The following is a 15,647-nucleotide window of genomic DNA, read 5'->3' on the forward strand; positions in this document are numbered from 1 at the left end:
TGCTGATTAGCGAGTATTGGAATATCAGACTGAAATGTCAGACAAAGGAAGTCACATGACCGGACTACTGCTTGAAAAAGACAGCAATGGCGTTGCCTGGTTGAGCCTGAATCGGCCCGAAAAACACAACGCGTTTAATGACGCATTGATTGCCTCACTAATTGAGACACTAGAACAGCTCGAAAAGGACGATTCTCTCCGTGCACTGGTGTTAAGTGCACAGGGAAAACACTTTTCTGCGGGAGCAGATCTGGGCTGGATGCAATCAATGGCAACCAAAACCGAGAGTGAAAACCTTCAAGATGCACAGCAATTGGCGATGCTCCTGCATAAACTGGATACCTTTAGCAAGCCAACCATTGCCATGGTACATGGCGCAGCATTTGGCGGCGCACTCGGGCTTATCTGCTGCTGTGATATCGCCATCGGTACGCCTGAAAGCCGCTTCTGTTTGAGTGAAGTGAAACTCGGCTTATTGCCCGCGACCATCGGCCCCTATGTGATTCGAGCGATTGGACAACGTCAAAGCCGACGCTACTTTTTAACCGCGGAACTGATTGATGCCGAGACTGCGCTTTCGATGAACATTGTTCATCAAATCGATCCCCAGCCAAAAGAGGCGGTCAATCGTATGGTTGAACACCTGCTTAATAATGGCCCACAAGCCATGCAGGCGGCGAAAGCACTTTGTTTGCGTTGTGATAACCAACCTATCGACCACTCATTAATTGAATACACCAGCCAAGCCATTGCAACCGCCCGCGTGTCCAGCGAAGGACAAGAAGGACTAAGTGCATTTTTTGAAAAGCGCGCCGCCAATTGGAGGAATCATGTTTAAAAGAATACTGATCGCAAACCGCGGTGAAATTGCCTGCCGAATCATTAAAACCGCAAAACACATGGCTATCGAAACGGTTGCTGTTTATTCCGAAGCGGATCGCAGCAGCTTGCATGTTAAACAAGCAGATTTCGCTGAATTTATCGGCCCTGCTCCGGCGAGTGAGTCGTATCTTGATATCGATGCGATTATCGGCGCTGCGAAAAAATGGCAAGCCGATGCTATCCACCCTGGGTATGGTTTTCTTTCCGAGAACCCGAAACTAGCCAAAGCGTGCAGCGAAAATGGCATCGTCTTTATTGGCCCTTCCACCAGCGCAATTGAGGCAATGGGTTCTAAATCTCAAGCCAAAGCAATCATGTCAGAGGCGAACGTGCCCTTGGTTCCGGGCTACCACGGCACAGACAATAGCGTTGAGCATTTATTAGCGGAAGCGGAAAAAATCGGTTACCCAGTGATGCTTAAAGCAACACAAGGTGGCGGCGGTAAAGGCATGCGAGTGGTCAATAGCGCAGCCGAAATGCCCTTGGCCATCGACGGTGCGCAGCGTGAAGCGCTTTCAAGCTTTGGCGATAAGCAACTTCTAATCGAAAAATGCATATTGCAGCCTCGCCACGTGGAAGTTCAGGTATTTGCTGACCAGCATTGCAACTGTGTCTATCTATCTGATCGTGATTGTTCCATTCAGCGTCGTCATCAAAAAGTAGTCGAAGAAGCACCAGCTCCCGGTCTTAGTGATGAACTGCGTAAACAAATGGGTGAAGCTGCGGTTCAGGCCGCTCAAGCGATCGACTATGTTGGCGCTGGCACGGTGGAGTTCTTACTCGATAGCCGAGGTCAATTCTACTTCATGGAGATGAATACCCGCCTTCAAGTTGAACACCCTGTCACTGAATCGATCACCGGCGTTGATTTGGTGGAGTGGCAATTAAAAGTTGCGGCTGGCGAGCACTTACCGATCTCGCAATCTGAAATCACCCACAACGGTCATTCAATCGAGCTGCGAATTTACGCCGAAGATGCCGACAACGACTTTATGCCGTCGACTGGACGCATTGATTACTTAAAAGAACCCGTATCAGACAGTAATGTGCGCCTAGCTTGTGTACGTGTTGATAGTGGTGTTACTCAAGGCGATACCATCAGCGAATACTACGATCCGATGATCAGCAAACTGATTGTTTGGGGGCAAACTCGTGATATCGCCCTAAAGCAGCTTAAAGAGGCTTTAACTCAATATCATGTACGTGGAGTCACGACAAACATTGGTTATCTGCACAGCATTATTTCGCAGCCAGCCTTTGCCAATATCGCACTTGATACCGACTTCTTGGTTAAACACCAGCAAGGTATCAGCGCGCAGCAAAATGTGTTGGATTCTATCTGGTTAACGTTGGCTGCCGTTGCTCGCTGGAATGCTCTCACTGCTAAATCAGACAGCTCAACGTTACCCGCGCCAACCTCACAAGGTTTTAGGCTGTCAGTTGACAACGTTTATCGATTTAACTTCACGGATGCCAATGCCAACCATCAAGTACGCTTGCAACAATCATCGCAAGATACAGGGGCTCAGCATCTTAACCACTTCACTGTCCGGTGCGGCGAGGAGTTGCATCAAGTCATCCTGCTTGAAAGTGAGAGCCAGTTTATCGTCGATATCGATAGTGTGCGTTACACCTTTAATGCGCTCAACGACGAGCAAAAGACGACGCTGTTTTATCTTGGTCAGCAACGCACATTCGAACACCAACCAAGCTTTGAATCAACAAAAGGCGAGGATGATGAGCTAAGCCCAACCGCGCCACTTAACGGCATAATCTCTGCTGTCATGGTGAATAAAGGCGACGAAGTGGCGGCTGGTGATCCATTGTTAGTTCTCGAAGCGATGAAGATGGAGTACACCATCACAGCTCCGGTAGCTGCAACTGTTGATGAGATTTTTTATCAGCATGGAGACCAAGTACAGCATGGTTCGATACTGCTGCATTTAGCTTCGATACCCGAAAATGTCTCTGTCGATAAGGAGCGTGAGTATGCTACCAGCGAAGGTTAATATCGTCGAAGTCGGTGCTCGCGATGGCTTACAAAATGAAACGGCAGTGACGCTGGTCGATAAAATCCGTTTTATCAATCAGCTAAGCAACAGTGGTTTAAAACATATTGAAGCGGGTTCTTTCGTCTCACCTAAATGGGTGCCACAAATGGCCGACTCTGCTCAGGTGTTTGCGGGTATCACACAGCAACCAGATGTTGTTTACAGCGCGCTTACTCCCAACCTAGCAGGGTTAGAACGTGCGCTGGAAAGTGGTGTAAAGCAAATTGCAGTCTTTGGCTCCGCTTCTGAAGCGTTTAGCCAAAAGAACATTAACTGCAGTATCGCTGAAAGCCTCTCTCGCTTTGAGCCCGTGATCGAGCTCGCAAAGCAACACAACATTCCTGTGCGTGGGTATTTATCCTGCACCATGGTTTGCCCCTACGAGGGAGAAATAAAACCAGAGCAAACCACAGCGGTAGCGAATGCGCTTTTTGATATGGGATGCTATGAAATATCTCTGGGCGATACTGTCGGTAAAGCAACGCCCAATCGCGTTATCGCCATGCTGGATTCGCTGTTAACACAACTGCCAAAAGACGCGCTCGCGGTACATTTTCATGACACCTATGGACAAGCTTTGGCCAATATTTACCAAGCCTTGTTAATGGGCATCAATACCATTGATAGTGCCGTTGCAGGACTGGGCGGCTGCCCTTACGCGAAAGGTGCCAGTGGCAATGTTGCAACGGAAGATGTGCTTTATCTTTGTGAGCAACTTGGGATTGAAACAGGCATTGATCTTAAAATAATCAACCAAGCAGGTTGGCAAATTTGCCGAGCCTTAGGTAAACGGCCGATGTCGAAAGTGGCGTTAGCATTGGGCGATCCAAACAGCTTGTAAATTGCTCAACCCACGATACACAATTACAAACGAGCATGTTTAATAACATGCTCGTTTTTTTGAGCCGATTTAATCGAACCGAAACACTAAACAGAGGCGTGCTTTTCCTCTGTAAGGGTATGGCATCCCCACTTCGCGATCATATTAAGCAAATCACTTTTCTGAACTGGTTTTGTCAGGTAATCATCCATACCTAATGCGATACTTTTTTGTTGCTGCTCTTGCATCGCATGTGCGGAAAACGCGACGATTGGACACCAAGGAAACGCACCACTTTCCTGTAACTCACGAATGTCTTTTGTCACGCCAAAACCATCTTTGTTTGGCATAGAAATATCGGTAATCACCAAGTCCGGAGAAAGCTGTTTATAAAGTTCAACGGCTTCAACACCATCTTCCGCCAACGTCAGTTTAACACCTGTGTCTTGCAACATTTTTTCAATCAATATTCGATTGATATGGCTGTCTTCTGCGACTAATAGGTGCAGGCTAGAAAAGTCAGGATTCTCATCTGAGGAAAGTTCTCGACGCTTTTGTGTCTTAGTAGAAAACAGAGCTTGCAGTTTATGCTGCGTGACCGGTTGCGGCAATAAACGATCCCGCTCGCACGACCATGCCTGCCCTTCCTCCATCACGCAAGGTGCAAGAAACATTACCCGTTTGGCGGCTGATTCTGTCGCATCAAGCTCATAGAGCGAATCTCTATCTTGAACATTGTTTACACTTGCGAGGATACGATCAAAACCATCTAATTTTTTACCCAAAGACTGCGCAGTTGACCAATCGTTGGCATGAGTAACTTCAATGCCAATCTCTTGAGCTAAATGTATCAAGTGTTGCACGCGCGGTTGATAATCATCAATCAACAATAGTCGATTTGCACTCAGCTCTATCGGTTCGGCAAGAAGCTGACTTTGCTTAGGCAACTGCAAACTAAAGCTAAAACACGACCCTTTGCCAAAATCCGAATGCACACAAAGCTCGCCGTTGTACATGCTGATCAAACGTTTTGAGATTGCCAACCCCAAGCCTGTACCTTCATGGCGTCTTGTCGCGGAGGTATCGACCTGCTCAAACTTATCCATAATATGAGCCAATCGATCTTCGGGAATACCAATGCCCGTATCACTCACGGAAAAATCAAAACCGTGCTCACTTTCTCTGACTTTGAGTAGCACATGGCCTTCATCTGTGAATTTCACCGCATTACCGATCAAGTTAAGCAAGATTTGATTAATCCGACCTTTATCACCGACCACGACCGTATTCATGGCCAATGGCATATCAACCAACAACTTGAGGTTCTTTTTATCCGCCTGATAGGCACACAAAGCGGTGCAGCTCTCGACGAGTGAACGAAAGTCAAACTCCTCTTCAACTAACGTCAACTTGCCCGCTTCTACTTTGCTGTAGTCGAGGATGTCATTAATGATGGTCACAAGGTTGTTGGCAGATTTGTGCAGCAAGAGTAATAACTCCCTTGGCTCTCGACGGTTTTCGTTCTCAAGCAATATCTCGCTGATCCCCATGATCGCGTTCATTGGGGTACGAATCTCATGGCTCATGTTCGCCAAAAATTCCGATTTGGCTTGCATCGCCTTTTTCGATTTATCTAAAGCAGACGACAGACGCCTCTCCATCCTGCGCCTGTCGGTGATGTCACGCTCTACCGCAATAAAACGTAACAGCCCGCCATCTTCATCAAACACAGGAGATAGCTCCAACTCGACCCAATACGGGTGCTTCGACTTGGTATAGTTGAGTATTTCAACCCTAATAGGAGAGTGCTTACGGACACTTTTTGAGAGCAATGCCACCGTATTTGGGTCTGTGTCTGGCCCTTGGAGTAACTCGCCCGGCGATTTGCCAATAACTTCTTCCAACGTATATTCGGTTAGCTGTTCAAACGCAGGGTTTACCCATGCAATAGTGCCGTCAGGGTGAGTAATGATGATGGTATCACGCGCATGTTCAGCAACCTCAGCAAGCTGCGATATTTTGGCCGATAACTGTTGCTGGGTTTGATGCTCTTGCTGAAGTTTAGTTTGCGCTTGCGCTAAAGAGCGTGACATTTGGTTAAACGCTTCGCCAACACGTGTAACTTCGTCATTGCCTGAAATCGAAATTTGCGAACCCGGACCTTGCTGTGAAACCTTGATTACCCCAGTACGAAGAAGATCGAGCCGCTTCATCAAATAGCTACCGAGAGCATACGAAAACATGGCCACCAGCGACATTTCAATAAAGGCGATAACCAAACTTGCATGAGTCGCAAATGAAAGAACTTGATGTACATGTTCAACATTCACACCCATTTCAACCTTACCGAAAGTCTGCTCTCCAAGAGTAATCTCTTGCGCAACATCGTAAACTCCATCGGTCACATCAAACGGTCTTACACCAGTATCAACACCGCTGTAATCCCCCTGTAGCGTCAGCTCGACGCCATCTTGGTTAACAATACGAATATAAGCCAGCTCGCGCTCACTCACGACAGAACGAGCAAAACTGTCTAGATAGGCTAAGTCCGTCGCAATCACCGCATCTCTCGACGCCTGAGCAAATACACTCACCAAGTGTTGGCTCCCAACCTCAAGGCTAGTCTCGTTAGAACTTTCCAACCAATTAAGCCCACTAATGATGAGTACACCGAGCGCAAGGGCCTCAATAAGAGCAATGCCAAGTATCGTTTTCGAACGCAGCGTCATAGGGCAACCATTTATCTTGAGATTCCCAATTGAACAACATCTTGCCAATCTTGGTCTTGTGCAAGCTGTAACCCGTCAATGTTGAGTAAAGTAAAACTCTCCTGTGCTTTTGGATCATCATTAAGTTGCGAAATTGCCTTTCGTAAGGCAAGAGGAATCTCTTCATCGACATTATTTGAAACCGCAATAGCATGAGGCGTATAACCAGCAGTTGTATAAATGATGCTAAGTTGGTCTTTTATTTCACTCGGTAAGCTCTCAAAGGTACGCTTCACGCCACCACCAGCAATGTACAAACCTTTAAGTACCCCCAAATAGACTGAGTCGTGCGAACCGACGTATTTAGGCGTAAACTTGATGCCTTTCTGCGCCAACTCTGATTGTGTGATGATAGAAGCAGCAAATGCTCGTGGAGCAGGAAAAGCGATGGTCTTTTCTTGCAGCTCATCAAGGGAAAACGACTTCCCTCGCCTTGCTACAATAATGCCTGTGATCCGCTTATTTTTCGCTCTTGCTAACGCCGTATAACCTGGGTTTTGATTCACCAACGTAAAGTGATATGGGTTCATGTATGCAATGTCGTAGGCTCCAGCCATCAAGCGAGCTTCGAATGTGGGAATATCACGTGCCGTTGCAAACTTAATCTCAACGCCAGCAAGATCTCCCCAGCGTTGCAGTAATGGCTGCCATTGTTGCACTAGTTTGGTCGCCGACTGTTGCGGTACGACACCAAAAACAATGGAAGGTTGAGCAACGACAGAAGGTGACCATATGCATAACACCGTAAGCAACGTAAATATTCGCTTGTGAAGCCGCCAAATCAACGTCTTTAATTGGGAGTTCAACAAAATCATCTCCTTATGTTTGTCTTTCGTTAAAGATAGATAGCTATCTGAAAGATTGCGAATTATCGGATTAAATTGCCTCGTGTCTCAGATACCATTTATACTCAAATGAACACCTAAAACAGGAGCAGGTAAATGCTTATTACATTTCGTTGCCATAGCCACTCGAACGTCACTATGTTTGGCGATATTGCGATAAAGATGATCAAAATGATGGGGCATAGTGGCTCAGTACCAGGGTCAATTTCCGCTCAAGACATCCCTGATGCTCTATCTAGATTGACCTCCGCTCTCGCAGCACAAGAAGCGATAGAGAAGAACAACAGTCAAGCAATGGAAGAAGATGAGGAGCAAGAGGAACAAACGGTCAGTTTAGGACGCAGAGCATTTCCACTTATTGAGCTTTTAAAATCGGCTATTAAAGAAGAGTGCGAAGTGATGTGGGACAGCCAATAAATGCTCCAAATCAAGCTGTGGAGAGGAAAGCAACATCCAATCTATACTTTCCTCCCCTGCTAAAAGGAACTTACCCAATTCACTTCTCTATTTGAATGACTCTTAACGAGTGCTTACTCAAAACTAACCTATTGAATATAAATCAGTGATAAATATCTGATTTCATAATAAAAATCTCCTATTGACTGAAACACTCACTTATCATTGTGGCCTCAACTGCAAACCATTAATGGAATGATTGTTATGTCAGAACTGACTCGGATGCGCTCTGGAGAAACCTATAATTGCCTGGATGAAGAACTAAAGCTAATGCGCGCCAAAACCGCGCAGCTTGTCTTCCAATTTAACCACGAGCCAAACCCAGATATCCGTAGACAACTATTGGCGGAAATGGGCGTCCAATTAGAAAACAGCGCCTGTATAGAGCCACCGCTTCAACTTACCTACGGTTGCCACTTGTCCATCGGGGAAAACACCTACATCAACTGGGATGCCATTATTCTGGACAATGGGCAGGTTGAGATTGGCGCGAACGTCATGATTGGGCCTAGAGTGCAAATTTACACAGCCGCTCATTCACTGGATACACAAAGACGCTTAGCCGGAGATGAGATCGCCAAACCGGTAAAAATCAGCAATAACGTTTGGATTGGTGGGGGCGCAATCATACTGCCAGGCGTGACCATTGGCGATGAGGCCGTCGTCGGCGCTGGCTCTGTCGTAACCAAAGATGTTGCGCCAGGCGATCGAGTTGCTGGAAATCCGGCGCGCTCCATTAAACCAAAAAACTGAAGAAAGTCGCTATTTCGCCAAATGATCGCGAATAATGTTGGCAAGCAGATTGAGAGCATGGACGTATTTGTCATTGAGCTCAAAAGAAGCGTTAAGACGAATACAGTGATCGTATTGTTCTGTTAGGCTGAACATCTTTCCCGGTGCGATGCTGATATTGTCTTTTAGCGCTTCTCGATATATCTGCAAGGCGTCGATATGCTTGGGAAGCTCTAACCAAATAAAGTACCCGCCGCTTTGGCTTAACACTTTGACTTCTTCAGGTAACAGCTCATTAAGCAGATCCGTCATCTTACTTTTACGTTCAAACAGCTTTTTGCGTAACTGCTTCAAATGCGATTCATAATTGCGGCTTGTTAAATAGTGCACCAATGTCATTTGCACTGGTGCACTCGTCGCTAATGTACTCATTAACTGTAACTTTTGTACCTCTAGCGCCCGCTTTCCCGCCGCAACCCAACCAATACGTAGCCCTGCGATTAACGATTTTGAAAACGAGGAGCACAACATGGTATTGCCCGTGTCATCAAACATTCTTAGTGGGTAAACCGAGTCATTCTCGGCATGCAGTTCGCTGTACACATCATCTTCAATCACTGGCATGTTATATCGCTGTGTCAGTTCAATCAGCTTTTGTTTTTTCTCGTTGGAGAGCGTAAAACCCAGAGGATTTTGGAAGTTCGACATCAGCCAACATGCTTTCACATCGTGTGTTTGCAGCGCTCGTTCCAATGAATCTAGGTCAATACCCGTGACTGGGTCTGTTCTTACTGAGAGCGCTTTCAAACCTAACCGCTCTAAGGATTGCAATGCGCCATAGAATGCAGGCGACTCCACAACCACCCAATCTCCCGGTCTTGTGCAGGCTTGCAAACTGAGCGTTAACGCCTCCAGCGCGCCTGCCGTAATGACAATTTCATCGGGTGAAATTTCAATGCCTTTCGCAGCATAACGCTTCGCGATGATGGTGCGTAATTGTTCGTTTCCCGGCGGTAAGTTATCAAAGGTGGTGGAAATCGGCATATTGCGAGCGGCTGCGCCCATCGCCCGATTCACGTGATATCGTGGGTATAAACTTGGATCTGGATAGGCAAAGCCAAAATTGATCATGGATGGATTTTTACTCGCCTGCAGCACATCAAAGATAAACTCATTGATGTCTACCTGCTCTGTCCACGAGACCGCTGCTGGCGCTTGGGGTTCATTTGAACTCTTAATATAGGGAGCAACTCGATAACCAGATCGCGGCTGTGACGTTACCCAGCCTTGAGATTCCAGAATTTGATAAGCGTGCAATACCGTCATCAAGCTCAAACCCGAGTGTTCCGATTGGCGACGCAGAGAAGGCAGCTTGTCACCCGGATGCCATATCCCCGATTTTATCTGCCTTTTAAGCTGTTCCACTAACTCTTGATACTTCGCCACACGCGAATCCCCCTCCATAAAGCTGAATTCAAAATAATAACACTTCAATATTTAATCTGTTATAGGTTTATAGTCACTGTCTGTACCTACTTCCCTCATTCCGCTCCTTTTAAAATAGCTCTCTCATAAAACTTAAAAGATCAAAGGAAGTTTAATGTTTGGCCTCGACGCATTTATGCTTGCACGGATACAGTTCGCCTTTACGGTATCCTTTCATATTATTTTCCCCGCTATCACCATAGGTCTGGCCACCTATCTCGCCGTGCTGGAAGGCTTATGGCTAAAAACACGTAATCCCGATTACCAAAAGCTCTATCACTTCTGGTCGAAAATTTTTGCGGTTAACTTTGGGATGGGCGTTGTATCTGGCCTTGTCATGGCCTATCAATTCGGCACCAACTGGAGTGGTTTCTCCGACTTCGCTGGTTCTATCACTGGCCCATTACTGACTTATGAAGTGTTAACGGCTTTCTTTCTCGAAGCTGGATTTCTTGGCGTGATGCTATTCGGTTGGCGTCGCGTCGGCGAAAAGCTGCACTTTTTTGCAACCTCGATGGTGGCGTTAGGCACGATCATTTCGACGTTCTGGATTCTCGCCTCCAACAGTTGGATGCAAACGCCACAAGGCTATGAAATTGTCGACGGACGTGTGGTGCCAACCGACTGGTTTGCTATCGTTTTCAATCCTTCATTTCCTTATCGTTTGGCGCACATGAGCGTCGCGGCTTTCGTTAGTTCCGCACTCTTTGTAGGCGCGTCAGCCGCTTGGCATTTATTGAGAGACAATCAATCGACTGCGGTAAAAACGATGTTTTCGATGTCGCTCGGGATCTTAGTGTTCCTTGCGCCACTCCAAGCCGTGATTGGCGATGTACATGGGTTAAACACTCTCAAACACCAGCCCGCCAAAATCGCTGCCATCGAAGGACATTGGGATAACAGCGATGGCAAACCAACCCCATTGATATTGTTCGGCATGCCAAACATGGAACAAGAACGCACAGACTATGCCTTAGAAATTCCTGTTCTAGGAAGTTTGATCCTACGCCACAGTTTAACTGAGCCAATCCCGGCGCTGAAAGACTTCCCGAAAGAGGAACGACCGAACTCACCTATCGTCTTTTGGTCATTTCGAATCATGGTCGGACTAGGACTTCTGATGATTTTTCAAAGCTTCTACAGCATGTGGTTACGAAAAAAGAACACGCTTTATACCTCGCGTTGGTTCCTCAAGTTTTCATTGTTTATGGGGCCATCTGGTCTTATCGCAATACTTGCTGGCTGGTTTACGACAGAGGTTGGTCGGCAACCTTGGGTCGTGTATGGCGTACAAAAAACGCGTGATGCGGTTTCTGCACATGGAGACCTACAAATGAGCATCAGCCTGCTGTGTTTCCTTGTTGTATACAGCTTGGTATTTGGTTTTGGTTATTACTACATGATCCACCAAATCAAGAAAGGCCCCGATGCAATCGAGCACGATGAGCACGATGAGCACGACATGACGACCGTTTCAGGTCGCATTTAGAATTTGTCACAAAGTGAAGGTAAAGAATATGCATTTTGATTTATCCGTGATTTGGTTCGCGATCATCGTTTTTGCCACTTTGATGTACATCATCATGGATGGCTTCGATTTAGGTATTGGAATACTGATGCCCTTCATCAAGGATGAAAAACAAAAAGACGTCATGGTTAACAGTGTCGCGCCAGTTTGGGACGGCAACGAAACTTGGATTGTGCTTGGAGGCACATCTCTATTTGGCGCTTTTCCGATGGCTTACGCGGTAATTATTGAAGCGCTAACCATCCCTTTGACGTTGATGTTGATTGCTTTGATCTTTCGTGGCGTCGCATTTGAGTTTCGCTTTAAAGCATTGGAAAACCACTTAAAGTTCTGGGATCGCTCTTTTATGGTCGGCTCGATTTTAACCACGTTTTTCCAAGGCATCGTTGTTGGCGCGGTAATTCAAGGCTTTGCGGTGGAAAACCGCGTCTTCGTAGGTAGTCAACTCGACTGGCTCAGCCCTTTTCCCATCTTTTGTGGTTTGGGTTTAGTCGCAACGTACGCGCTGCTTGGTAGCACATGGCTCATCATGAAGACGGAAGGTGAACTGCAAAACACGATGTACCGCTTCACTAACAAAACACTACTGGCGATGATCTCCGCATTAGTCTTTGTGAGCGCTTGGACTCCACTTGCTTACCCTGCCATTGCGGAAAGATGGTTTTCTCTGCCTAATTTGTTCTACTTACTGCCCGTACCTGTCATTACTGGGCTGGTATGTTTGAAGATTGCCGACTCTGTTAAAAAGCGTAAAGAGCGCAGCCCTTTCGTGATGGCGTTAGTGATCGTGATTCTCGGGTTCGCTGGGCTTGGCATCAGTATCTGGCCAAATATCATTCCTCCTAGCATATCAATATGGGAAGCAGCGGCTCCTGCAAGCAGTCAGCGCTTTATGCTCGTTGGAGCAGTGATCATCATCCCGATCATTCTGGCTTACACCTTTTGGAGTTACTACGTCTTCTCCGGAAAAGTAAAAGAAGGCGAAGCGTACCATTAACGAGTTGATAAGGAGTGAGTATGAAAGTCAAAAATTGGTGCCGCCAATGGGCTTGGATGATTGGAATATGGGTCGTTAGCGTCGCTGCATTAGGGTTAGTGTCTATGTTATTTCGCGTCATGATGACCGCTGCAGGGTTAAAATCTTAGCTCGGTACTTTTTAGTCAATAAAAAATGGGGACCTCTAGCTCTTGCGTTAGGAGCTAGAGGCGTTTACATTCAAGTCCGACTTTTCACGTGTGCAGACAATACGATAGTAGATTCAGAACCGCGAGCCACTTCAAAATAGCCACCAGCGCGAGATAGCTGGCGAGCCGTCAATTTTTCTTTGCCCAGCTTGTCAAACCAATAAGGCGCTAATGAGCACTGAGCCGAACCTGTGGCAAGATCTTCTGAAATACCGATTTTAGGTGCAAAGTAACGCAGCACATAGCCACTATCAGAACTTTGAGCAGTCACGATGACAGCATGAAACTCATCAATTTTAATCAGCTCATCAAAGTTAGGTTGATAGCGAACAACATCATCTTCTGATTCAAGAACAACAACCAAATCACGCGTTGTAAAAGCATCTACGGGGCGATTTGAGAAGCCTGAAATATCCAAGGGGATGACATGAGGCTTGGCTTGCCAACTTGGCATCACGATCCTGTACATTCCATCCAGTTCTGTAACGGTAACATGACCATACTGACTTTGTAGAATGACCTCGTTCTTATGATAGTTGGAAATGATTGCAGAGCCTGCGCCCAAACTTCCGTGTCCGCATAGGTTGATCTCTCCTGCTAGGCTAAACCAGCGAATGTGGTAATCACTGCTAGACTGAACCACAAATGATGTGACAGGTTGAGCGACCTGATGAGTGATTTGAAGTAACTCAGAATCACTCAGCCAGTGATTTAGTTCGATAACGCCACAAGGGTTACCTTGAGCCAATTCATCACAAAATACATCATATACTTGCGCTTTAATCATCCATCATCCTTGCGGTTTAACGCTGCACTAAGTTGTGAACAACGCTATCATTAACCCGAAACCTAAAAATGACAAGCCTCGGGAGTCCCTCTAAAATGCTTTGTTAGTCTTTTTATGCATCTATCTTGGCTAGTTCAACCGTAAAACCCATGTTTTGCAACCGTCTACTGTGATGACGCAGGTTTACTTTTGAAAAAATGGCAAGTGCACTTCACCTTTCTTCTTGTTTCTTAGGGTTGATTATATCGGCCTCTTCGTAGCCTTCTTTGATCAAATATGCAACGACATTAAGCTTCATTTTATCCCTCACCACTCCTACACATAAGCAACTAATATCTCATCAAAGTTCTCCATATGGTATGACATCTGTCATAAATATTACCAATCGTAATGAATAGCTTTATCCTATTAAATCCACTAAATGGCTTTCATTAAACTCTGATAGCTTTCGCAGCTTTAGACTGGCTTCATTAAACTCTTGGTAGAACTTATCAGGTTGAGGTATCACGACTGTTTTTATGTTTGCTCGTGTTGCCGCAAGCATACCCGAATAAGAGTCTTCAAAGGCAATACAGTTACTTGAATCTACACCTAGTTTATTGATTGTTGAAAGGTAGACATCTGGCTCTGGCTTGCCCTGTTCTACATCGTCTGACGATGATATCGCGTCAAAGTAACTGGCAATACCGAGTTTGTTCAAAATGGTGGGAATGAGTTGATAAGGTGAATTAGTAGACAGCCCTATCTTAAACCCTTTTTCCTTAAGCAATTTGAGTGTTTCTGTAACACCCTCTAATTCGCATCCTTTTTCAATTATTAATGTCTCCACTTTATCCACAACAGCATTCTCTACTTCTTCTAGGCTCTTTTCTTGCCAAGGATTACGTTCATACCAAAACCTTGTTACTTCACCTGTCGTCATCGTCGCAGTTTGCTTTGATAATACTTCGGTCACTTGGACGCCAACTGATGAAAACACCTGCTTTTCCGCTTCCTTCCACAAAGGTTCTGAATCAATCAGCAACCCGTCCATATCAAAGACCGCAGCGTATATCATTGGTACATCCTCAGTAAGTTCTATTCGTTGAGTAAGATTTGTCTATTCAACCAAAGCATAGCTTTGCATATAACGAGGGAGAGTATCACATTTGCCTGTGGCTATCAGAGCCAGTTCGATGACTCATCTTTAAACCTCAACATGACCGATGTTCATGGCTACTTTCAACGCTTGTTTATTGAGATTAGATGCCTCCCAAGCAACAACAACACGACTAGTGAGAGGGATATCATCAATCTCGGCGACTGTCGCAGAATCATCGAGATGTTCAGCCAGTGAACGCGGAACGAGAGCAATACCTAACCCAGCCTGCGCCATGGCAATCGTCGTACGAAGTTGCGGTGCTGCAAACTGTGATTCGAGTCTTACTCCTGCGTCGGCAAAAAGTGTGCTCATGCCATCAAACAATGCAGGTCCAGTCTCTCGTGGAAACAGTAAAATTTTATGGTCTCTCAACTGTTTCATCTGGATACAGGGATACTTTGCCAGCTCGTGCCCCGCCGGAATTACCGCGACAAACGGGTCGTTAAACAACACCTTGTGCTCAAAAGGCTCACTGGCGTAGCAGGGTAGCCGCATGATTGCGAGATCAAGTTGTTTGCTTTTTAACTGAGCGGCAAGCTCTGGCATTGACAGTTCCGCCGCCTGTAAATGAACCCCATTCTCTTGAATACGCCCCACCCTCTCTAATACCTTAATGCAGGTTGATGTTGACGTTGCGAACCCGATTTTAACCTGCGTATTTTCACCACGGGCAATCTGTCGGGCTTTTGCTTTAGCGCGTTCCACATCAGCAAGAATATTTACCGCATCCGTATAGAAGACTTGCCCAGCATGGGTCAGTTCTACCCCTCTAGACAAGCGCTTAAATAGGTCCACACCAAGCTCGTGCTCTAACTTTTTGATTTGTTGACTTAAAGGAGGTTGCGCAATCCCTAACTGTTCAGCGGCTCGGGTAAAGTGACGAGTCTCGGCGACCGCGACAAAATACTTCAGGTAGCGAAATTCCATATATTTTCCATATCAAAATAAATCTTTTTTATATTGGATT

At 46.0% G+C, this 15,647-nt stretch carries 15 protein-coding genes; 8 read left to right on the forward strand and 7 right to left on the reverse strand.

The features are described 5' to 3' along the window. Positions 1–55 precede the first annotated feature (55 nt). The 3 genes from VEA_RS16930 to VEA_RS16940 are packed head-to-tail and all read left to right on the forward strand — an operon-like array spanning position 56 to position 3,774. Positions 56–838 (forward strand): enoyl-CoA hydratase-related protein, encoded by a 783-nt coding sequence (locus VEA_RS16930; RefSeq protein WP_006741042.1) that lies wholly within the window; start codon positions 56–58, stop codon positions 836–838. Then, positions 831–2,891, forward strand: coding sequence for an acetyl/propionyl/methylcrotonyl-CoA carboxylase subunit alpha (locus tag VEA_RS16935; RefSeq protein WP_006741043.1), 2,061 nt, complete (start codon positions 831–833; stop codon positions 2,889–2,891). The genes VEA_RS16930 and VEA_RS16935 overlap by 8 nt, the downstream gene beginning before the upstream one ends. Beyond that, on the forward strand, positions 2,872–3,774 hold the full coding sequence (locus VEA_RS16940) for a hydroxymethylglutaryl-CoA lyase (protein ID WP_006741044.1): 903 nt from the start codon (positions 2,872–2,874) through the stop codon (positions 3,772–3,774). The genes VEA_RS16935 and VEA_RS16940 overlap by 20 nt, the downstream gene beginning before the upstream one ends. 86 nt (positions 3,775–3,860) lie before the next feature. Here VEA_RS16940 and VEA_RS16945 read toward each other — a convergent pair whose 3' ends face one another. Next, positions 3,861–6,482, reverse strand: a complete 2,622-nt coding sequence (locus tag VEA_RS16945; RefSeq protein WP_006741045.1) for an ATP-binding protein — start codon at positions 6,480–6,482, stop codon at positions 3,861–3,863. An 11-nt stretch (positions 6,483–6,493) separates the two neighbouring features. Then, positions 6,494–7,330: a phosphate/phosphite/phosphonate ABC transporter substrate-binding protein gene (locus VEA_RS16950; protein WP_041853139.1), complete on the reverse strand. Its 837-nt coding sequence runs from the start codon at positions 7,328–7,330 to the stop codon at positions 6,494–6,496. Between the two features lie 132 nt (positions 7,331–7,462). Here VEA_RS16950 and VEA_RS16955 point away from each other — a divergent pair, with 132 nt between their 5' ends. After that, entirely contained in the window at positions 7,463–7,783 is a 321-nt protein-coding gene (locus VEA_RS16955; RefSeq protein ID WP_005392576.1) for a DUF1840 domain-containing protein, read from the forward strand. 243 nt (positions 7,784–8,026) lie between these two features. Next, positions 8,027–8,575, forward strand: a complete 549-nt coding sequence (locus VEA_RS16960; protein WP_006741047.1) for a sugar O-acetyltransferase — start codon at positions 8,027–8,029, stop codon at positions 8,573–8,575. A 9-nt stretch (positions 8,576–8,584) separates the two neighbouring features. Here the strand turns inward: VEA_RS16960 and VEA_RS16965 are convergent, their stop codons facing one another. Next, positions 8,585–10,000 (reverse strand): aminotransferase-like domain-containing protein, encoded by a 1,416-nt coding sequence (locus tag VEA_RS16965; protein WP_006741048.1) that lies wholly within the window; start codon positions 9,998–10,000, stop codon positions 8,585–8,587. A 154-nt stretch (positions 10,001–10,154) separates the two neighbouring features. Here VEA_RS16965 and VEA_RS16970 point away from each other — a divergent pair, with 154 nt between their 5' ends. From VEA_RS16970 to VEA_RS23550, 3 genes are read left to right on the forward strand one after another with little or no spacing between them, the layout of a single operon-like run. Continuing rightward, the gene (locus tag VEA_RS16970) at positions 10,155–11,528 is read left to right on the forward strand and encodes a cytochrome ubiquinol oxidase subunit I (protein ID WP_006741049.1); all 1,374 of its coding nucleotides are present in this window, start codon (positions 10,155–10,157) and stop codon (positions 11,526–11,528) included. Positions 11,529–11,556: 28 nt separating this feature from the next. Then, complete coding sequence (gene cydB / locus VEA_RS16975) at positions 11,557–12,564, forward strand: cytochrome d ubiquinol oxidase subunit II (protein WP_006741050.1); 1,008 nt, start codon at positions 11,557–11,559, stop codon at positions 12,562–12,564. Between the two features lie 20 nt (positions 12,565–12,584). Then, the gene (locus VEA_RS23550) at positions 12,585–12,713 is read left to right on the forward strand and encodes a DUF2474 domain-containing protein (RefSeq protein WP_006741051.1); all 129 of its coding nucleotides are present in this window, start codon (positions 12,585–12,587) and stop codon (positions 12,711–12,713) included. A 70-nt stretch (positions 12,714–12,783) separates the two neighbouring features. Here VEA_RS23550 and VEA_RS16980 read toward each other — a convergent pair whose 3' ends face one another. The 4 genes from VEA_RS16980 to VEA_RS16990 all read right to left on the reverse strand — a co-directional run bounded on the left by VEA_RS16980 (position 12,784) and on the right by VEA_RS16990 (position 15,607). Then, positions 12,784–13,539: a PhzF family phenazine biosynthesis protein gene (locus VEA_RS16980; protein WP_006741052.1), complete on the reverse strand. Its 756-nt coding sequence runs from the start codon at positions 13,537–13,539 to the stop codon at positions 12,784–12,786. A gap of 112 nt (positions 13,540–13,651) precedes the next feature. After that, entirely contained in the window at positions 13,652–13,738 is an 87-nt protein-coding gene (locus VEA_RS24645) for a hypothetical protein (protein WP_310648655.1), read from the reverse strand. A 201-nt stretch (positions 13,739–13,939) separates the two neighbouring features. After that, positions 13,940–14,572 carry a hexitol phosphatase HxpB gene (gene hxpB / locus VEA_RS16985; RefSeq protein ID WP_230198161.1) on the reverse strand — a complete coding sequence of 211 codons (633 nt, stop codon included), beginning with the start codon at positions 14,570–14,572 and terminating at the stop codon, positions 13,940–13,942. A 153-nt stretch (positions 14,573–14,725) separates the two neighbouring features. Next, positions 14,726–15,607, reverse strand: coding sequence for a LysR family transcriptional regulator (locus VEA_RS16990; RefSeq protein ID WP_006741054.1), 882 nt, complete (start codon positions 15,605–15,607; stop codon positions 14,726–14,728). Positions 15,608–15,647: the final 40 nt, after the last annotated feature.

This window comes from Vibrio antiquarius, assembly GCF_000024825.1.
GTDB lineage: Bacteria > Pseudomonadota > Gammaproteobacteria > Enterobacterales > Vibrionaceae > Vibrio > Vibrio diabolicus.